Origin of the sequence: Pseudomonas sp. (assembly GCF_030683065.1) — a bacterium.
GTDB lineage: Bacteria > Pseudomonadota > Gammaproteobacteria > Pseudomonadales > Pseudomonadaceae > Aquipseudomonas.
The window spans coordinates 59,240-65,879 of the sequence record NZ_JAUXMX010000035.1; the positions used below are offsets into that span (position 1 = coordinate 59,240).

Sequence of the window (6,640 nt, forward strand, 5' to 3'; positions counted from 1 at the left end):
ATGAACTCCTGAATCAACTGGAGCCAGTCAGTTCGCACTCGGGCAGCTCTTAGCCGGTACCTGTCTCTTCCAGGGTAGGCCGCCTCAAGCGCTTACGTTACTGTCCATAACTGATCAATCCGCGTCGTATAGCTCGGGCTCATCATCTCCCGCCGCATGCCCCAGTCTGGTTTCGCCGGCACGCCTGCAGGCCGCATCGTTCCCCTCCCCCAGCGCGCATTGATCGCATCCATCACTCCCATCACCCGCTCAACAGCCATTGGCGGTGCCGCGACGAACAGGTCGTCGGTGAACTCGCCACGCTGGCGCAGATCGAGCAACAGGATCTCCGCCTTACTGAATGCAAAGCCGACCCGATAGATCAGTTCCAGCCCCGCGGCGGCAGCCTTGGAAATCAGCCGGGTATCGTCGGTCGGATATGGCAACTCACAGATAATGCCCTTGGCGAACTTAGGCTCGTCCGGGTTGAACATGCCGGTGCGGATGCTGACCCGTACCCTCTTGCACAGGGAGCGCTGCGCACGCAGTTTTTCACAGGCCCGAGCGGTGTAGGTGGCCACCGCTTCGCGGATCGGCGGTAGCTCATACAAGCGTTTGCCGAACATCCGGCTGCAGCAAATCTCCTGCTTCGGCGGTGCTTGCTCCTCGAGCGCCAGGCAGGATGTGCCACGCAGCTCACGGGCCGTCTTCTCCACCACTACCGAGAACTTGCTGCGCAGTGTCCAGGCGTCGGCTTGGGCAAGATCCCAGGCCGTACGAATGCTCATGTCGGCAAGGTGGGCGGTCATCTGCCGGCCAATGCCCCAGACCTCGCTGACATCCATCACCCTCAGCAGCTTGTCGCGTTTTTCGGGCTGGCGGATATCCACAACCCCACCGGTCTGCCGCTGCCATTGCTTCGACGCACGATTGGCCAGCTTGGCCAAGGTCTTGGTCTGGGCAATGCCCACCCCCACCGGGATGCCAGTGCAGCGCAGCACCCGTGCACGAATCTCCCGCCCAAGCGTCTCCAGGCTGCCAGGCATACCGGTCAGGTCGGCGAACGCTTCATCGATGCTGTACACCTCCAGCACCGGAACCATCCCCTCTAGGATGCTCATCACCCGCTGACTCATATCGCCGTAAAGTGCGTAGTTGCTGGAGAACGCCAAAATGCCATGCTGCCGAAGCTTTTGTCTGATCTGAAAATACGGCTCGCCCATCTTGATACCCAGCGCCTTAGCCTCGGCCGAGCGGGCGATCACGCAGCCGTCATTGTTCGACAGCACGACGATAGGTGTACGCAGCAGATCCGGGCGGAAGACCCGCTCGCAACTGGCGTAGAACGAGTTGCAGTCGATCAGGGCAATTGCCGACTCAGCCTGGGGCATGGCAGTGCACGCTGTGAGTGACCACGCCCCAGATCAGTAGCTCATCCCCTTCGAGTACATAGCGCGGCGCGTAGGCCTCGTTCTCGGCCCGCAGAATGATTTGTTCGCCTTCCTTGGCCAAGCGCTTGACCAAGGTATCGCCGTTGAGCGCGGCGATGACGATTAGTCCAGGCCGCCCCTCTAGCGCTTTATTGACGATTGCCAGGTCGCCATCGAACAGCCCCGCGTCGATCATGCTGTCGCCGCTGATGCGCACCAGGTACATATGCGGCGCGCGGAGGTCGAGCAGCTCGTCGAGGGATATCTCGGCTTCGATGTGATCCTGCGCCGGCGAGGGAAATCCGGCCGGGACGCGGAAGGAATAGAAAGGCAGGCTCACGGAGCTGCTGCTCAGTGGCCCGAGAATCGTGCAGGACATGGTGCACCTGTGATAATACTGTATATACGTACAGTACAGAACAAACCAACCCGCCTACAATCAAATTGATCAAGACGATGACGAGCGGACGGTCATGTGCGGACGATTTGCCCAGTATCAGGGGATGGCGGATTACCTGCGCGAGCTGAACAGCGAGCAGGAGGTGATCGGCGGCTACGACAACCTGCCGATCGAGCGCTACAACGTGGCACCACAGACCAACGTGCAGTTGCTGCACGCGGAGGGAGGCGGCCTGACGATCGCCGCGGTGAGATGGGGGTGGGCACCGCACTGGGCGAAGAAGGGGAAGATGCCGGCGCCGATCAATGCCCGTGTCGAGACGGTGGCGAGCGGCAAGTTCTTCAGGCAGATATGGCCGCACCGCGCGCTGGTCGCCGCTGATGGCTGGTATGAATGGGTGAAAGACGAGAGCGACCTGAAGCACAAGCAGCCCTACTTCATCCGCCTACGCGGCGGCGGGCCGATGTTCTTCGCCGCCATCGGCCAGCTACCGCCCGCCGGCAGCGAGGTTTGCGAAGACGATGGGTTCGTGATCATCACCGCCGACGCCCAGGGCGGCATGCTGGATATCCATGATCGCCGGCCAGTGGTGCTACCAGCGGACTTGGCCCGGGAGTGGATAGACCCGAACACAACTTCGCAGCGGGCCGAACAGATCGTGCAGGAGCTGGGCCTCCAGCCCGAGGAGTTTGAGTGGTACCAGGTCAGCAAGGCGGTGGGTAACGTGAAAAACACCGGGCCAGCGCTTATTGCACCTCTTGATTCCAAGGAATCACCCGACCGGGTCTGATCGGCCGGAGGGGATCTGAACCAGTCAGCTGCGGCTGGCGGGAACCGGCCAGAAGCGGACGACGATCTGCCTATAAATAAATCCGTCCCCATTTTTGCATTTTTGCATTTTTGCATTTTTGTCCATTGATCAGCAGGCCAAATGGACGACGCCCTTGCGATCATCGCCATGCTGGAAGATTTCGCTTGGGCGCCGGGCTCATCAAGGCAACCGGTTGGTCAGCGGTTCAGTGCGGCACGGCAGCCTGCCGGGCGATGGACCATCGCCTACGTTGGCCGCCGCGCTGCGCTGCCTCAATAGCGCGTCTGCAGCGTCAGCGGCGCCGCGTCGCCGAGCGTCTCCGCGGACAGGAAGGCGATGTCGCCGCCCATGGCCTGCACCTGTTCGATCAACTCATCGATCACGTCATCGGTCACCCCTTCGGCGGCGCCGTCGTCATGGGCGGTAATGGTGCGCGCATCGGCATCGATCGTTCCGGCCTGGATATAGCCACGGCGCACATACAGGCGCTCGGCATTGCCCGCGGTAACGGCCTGGTAGATCGCCGACAGGTCGGTGAGCAGCCGGTCGGCACCGCGCGCCTGGCCCAGTTGGTCCATCGCCTTGGATTCCAGCGAGGCCCGGTACAGGTCCACGGTCGGCTGCGCATCGGCGACCAGCGCGGTGATGTCGGCCTCCAGGTCGGGCGAGTTGGTGACCTCGCCGACGATGTCGTCGGGCCGGTCGGAGAGTTCCTTGAACAGGGCCACGTTGCGGGCGTCGCCGATCACGATCACCGGCAGGCGATCGCTGCCGCGCTTGCCCTGGATCTCCTGCAAGCTCTTGTCGGCGACATTGAGGAACTCCTTGAGCAGGTTGTCCTCGCTGGGCGCCTGCGAGCGGTCATGGCCGCTGGTGCTGTATAGCGAGTTGTTCTTGATCGGGAACGGATAGCCCTGCACCTGGGTATTGCGGTCGAACTCGTGCACCGGGCGATCGTTGTAGGCATGGATCAGCCGGGCGTATTCGCGCGAGACGACCACGATGAAGTAGCTGACCGAGTCGAACAAGCCACGGACGATGTCGCGGGTGGCGAAACTGCTGTCGATGATCGCCCGCTCGTTCACCGCAAACGGCAGCAGGACGATATTCGCGCCATCGGCGCCGGCAAACAGCGCCAGGCCATCGAGGTTATGGCTGTGGTCGTGCGCATCGACCTGGGCGTTGATGAGCTCCATGATCGGCCAGACCTCGCGCTTGTCCATGGTGTCCAGCAGTCGTTCTTCGGCTTGCTTGACCAGATTCTTGAGGGTGATCGTATCCTGCTTGTTGTCGGGGAAGGTGCGATGGGTCGGCATCAGTACGCTGATGGCCGGGTCGGTCTGGCGAGCCTTGAGATCGATCAGGACACTCTTGAGGTTTTTCATCTGGGCTCCGTAGGGATCGCAGCAAATCGTCGGCAGGCGTGAGGCATGTCGACCAGACGGCAATCGGTAAAAGGCATTATGTGCGCTGGAATCAGCGCGATCTTGATCACTTAGTCCCTTGGACTGACAACGCGGCGTGACAGGCGTTCAGCTGCCATCGACAGTCGCCACCCGGCCGCGCAGAGAATTGGGCATCGTCTCGGTGCTCACCACCTCGTCAAAGCCACCGATCAGGCGTTTCGGCCCCGAAAAGGTGACGATTTATTTTTATAGGGTAGACCGGCCGCTATCGGCCGATTCTGTTGAAAAAGTCCCGCCTCGATTTTTGCCCACAAAAGAGCGTGATCGACGTTGAAATCTGGTTCGCTCAGAAGGCGGAGCTGTCTTGGTTTTTACGTAGCAACGCCAAAATTGAGTGTTTTTTGAGCGTCTGAAAAGCAGCTCTCTCAGAGGTCGACTTTTTCAACAGAATCGGCCAGGAGCGGACGGTTTCTCAGTGGCCTGAACAGAGACTGTCCTACGGTTTGAGGGCATCTACGATACTTTTTGGGGCCCTACTCCAAGCGACCTCGAACACTATCTATGTAGAAAAGCCAAACAGATCTATGCAGATTTTTTTGATGAATCTAGTCTCTTCGTAGAGACGAATTTTTGCCTGACAGCCAAAATTTCTCCCGAAATATCCATTTTGAGGAGAACGAGATGCGCAGACGTTTGAACGAAGGAACGCCAATCCCTTTGCACGCCTTGAGTATCGGAATGCTAGTGCATTTGAAAGGCACTGATTTTGGTTGCGTATGGCGAGTTATTGGTATCGAGCGCGACGAACACGGTGAAATCTGGCTGCGTGTCCAGACACCTTTAACCAAGAAAATCTCCAGGGCCCGAGCAACCCGGGCTCGGTATATCCGGGCGCAACAGCCTAACCGTAATTCGTATAGGTATTGATCGTAGGGGTGCAACGGAGTGAAATCGCAAGCCAGTTCATCTCAGGAAAATAGTGCATATCTCGCGCTCATCATTGAGAAAAAAATCAATGAGTACAGAGGAGTGATGCCTCTTTATGAGCGCAAGACTCTCGCTCGCAATTTGGGGAGGCTGCTTACGACAGCGAAAGGACAGAAGGTCACAAAGAGTGCGATCGTTATCGAATCGCGTATCCCGCATAACGCGGATGCGCCCGTGAATGCCTTGAACGTCTTTTGCATCCTGCCTGATAGCAAAAGCAGACGTTCGGCTGAACCGCGATTGTGTGCTCACCCACAAAATTATTTAAAGCTTGCGCTGGCAGCTGCAAAGCTGGCGGGAATGATGCGGTCTTCCGTTATCAGTCAGCTTACGGAGGGATCAAACCTCTTCAGCGCTACCGCGAGGGTTGGTGATGAGCAACTTCCGCCAGTACAAGCAGTGTGGGAGCTGCTCAAGACTGAGTTGGCAGTCATCGTTGAACGTCATCAGCTAAAGCAGTTTTTCAAGGATGCCTACAGCATGTGGGCATCTTATGACGAGAACATACTGAATCCTGAATCCTGGGAACAGGACAGGGGGTTGGCACCGTCGACGTCGTACTGGCCTTGGGCTTACCTATGCGCGATAAGCCGTGACAGTAAGCCTGCTCGACTCACTCTCAACGAAAACAAGAAGGTAGTCAGCGGGACTGTCCACGCGATCGAACAAGTCTACCTAACCCTTGGCTGGGATCCTGATGGATGGGTGGTCGGGTATCTTGAATTTTTACCCGGTCTTGCGGTGCAATCGTACGAACGCGGTGACTCTAAACCTTTATATGATTTTCACTGCTCTGGGGAGACGTTTACTCAAGGAAGAATCGAAAACGTGAGTTTTGAGGTATTAGACGGAGCATCCATTCAGATACCAGGAAGCGGCTCAGGAGACTGGCCATTTCGTTTGCGATCACGAATTCGCTTTGAAAGATTGACCTTGCAGCAGCTTGCCAGTGCTCTGCTGGAGAGCAGCTTCTTTCCCACGCCAGACCCGAGCTTGGTTCCGGGCATCGACACGTCAGCAGTCATGTCTCCTCCCGACTCCTTGCTGGCAGTGATGGAAGCGCAGCTCCTAGGGCGCAAAATGCCATGGCCGAACAAGGGTGGCTTTTCGTTTCTGGAAGAATTGGAACAGAACATTCTTCGGCTGACTGGCAGTTTCAGGGAATGGCGCCAGGTGCAAAAAAATTTAGCAACGCAGGATTATCTTGCGCGGTCGGCAGCGGCCACTACAGAGCTTGAGAGACTTAAAAAAGCAGCATCTGCCTCCACCCTGCCAGATGAAGTTGCCCGGCATAGCCTTGACTGATCGAGTTTGCCTGGTTCATCGAAGCCATAAGCTGAGAGAAATGGGCCCGTGATGGTCATTGCCTGACAGGCAGCTTTCGGCCGATTCTGTTGAAAAAGTAGCTCCCCTGCTTGGCCTGCGGCAAAATCGCTTCATTGGCCGGTGGGGGATCACCAGCATGATGGGACAGTTATCGAGTGGACAGGAGCGACTGTTTTACTCGTTCAACCTTGAAGATCACATCCCAGCCAATCACCTCCTGCGCAGCATTGATCAGTGCCTCGATCTGAGCGACCTGCGCCACCACCTCGCCGATTTCTATAGCCCAATTGGGCGTCCGTCG

At 57.9% G+C, this 6,640-nt stretch carries 5 protein-coding genes and 1 pseudogene; 3 read left to right on the forward strand and 3 right to left on the reverse strand.

The annotated features are described in order from the left end of the window. Positions 1 to 92: 92 nt before the first annotated feature. Both Q8K09_RS12180 and Q8K09_RS12185 read right to left on the reverse strand, forming a co-directional pair. Positions 93 to 1,370, reverse strand: a complete 1,278-nt coding sequence (locus Q8K09_RS12180; RefSeq protein ID WP_305255241.1) for a Y-family DNA polymerase — start codon at positions 1,368 to 1,370, stop codon at positions 93 to 95. Beyond that, the gene (locus Q8K09_RS12185) at positions 1,357 to 1,788 is read right to left on the reverse strand and encodes a LexA family transcriptional regulator (RefSeq protein WP_271347973.1); all 432 of its coding nucleotides are present in this window, start codon (positions 1,786 to 1,788) and stop codon (positions 1,357 to 1,359) included. The genes Q8K09_RS12180 and Q8K09_RS12185 overlap by 14 nt, the downstream gene beginning before the upstream one ends. 94 nt (positions 1,789 to 1,882) lie before the next feature. Between Q8K09_RS12185 and Q8K09_RS12190 the strand changes: the two genes are divergently transcribed. Continuing rightward, positions 1,883 to 2,599, forward strand: coding sequence for an SOS response-associated peptidase family protein (locus Q8K09_RS12190; RefSeq protein ID WP_305255243.1), 717 nt, complete (start codon positions 1,883 to 1,885; stop codon positions 2,597 to 2,599). 293 nt (positions 2,600 to 2,892) lie between these two features. On the opposite strand, the gene Q8K09_RS12195 is transcribed toward Q8K09_RS12190, so the two are convergent. After that, complete coding sequence (locus tag Q8K09_RS12195; protein WP_305255244.1) at positions 2,893 to 4,005, reverse strand: hypothetical protein; 1,113 nt, start codon at positions 4,003 to 4,005, stop codon at positions 2,893 to 2,895. A gap of 966 nt (positions 4,006 to 4,971) precedes the next feature. On the opposite strand from Q8K09_RS12195, the gene Q8K09_RS12200 reads away from it, so the two are divergent. Both Q8K09_RS12200 and Q8K09_RS12205 read left to right on the forward strand, forming a co-directional pair. Further along, positions 4,972 to 6,318 carry a hypothetical protein gene (locus tag Q8K09_RS12200; protein ID WP_305255245.1) on the forward strand — a complete coding sequence of 449 codons (1,347 nt, stop codon included), beginning with the start codon at positions 4,972 to 4,974 and terminating at the stop codon, positions 6,316 to 6,318. A 157-nt stretch (positions 6,319 to 6,475) separates the two neighbouring features. Next, a pseudogene (locus tag Q8K09_RS12205) lies at positions 6,476 to 6,640 on the forward strand (IS5/IS1182 family transposase); the annotation flags it as partial.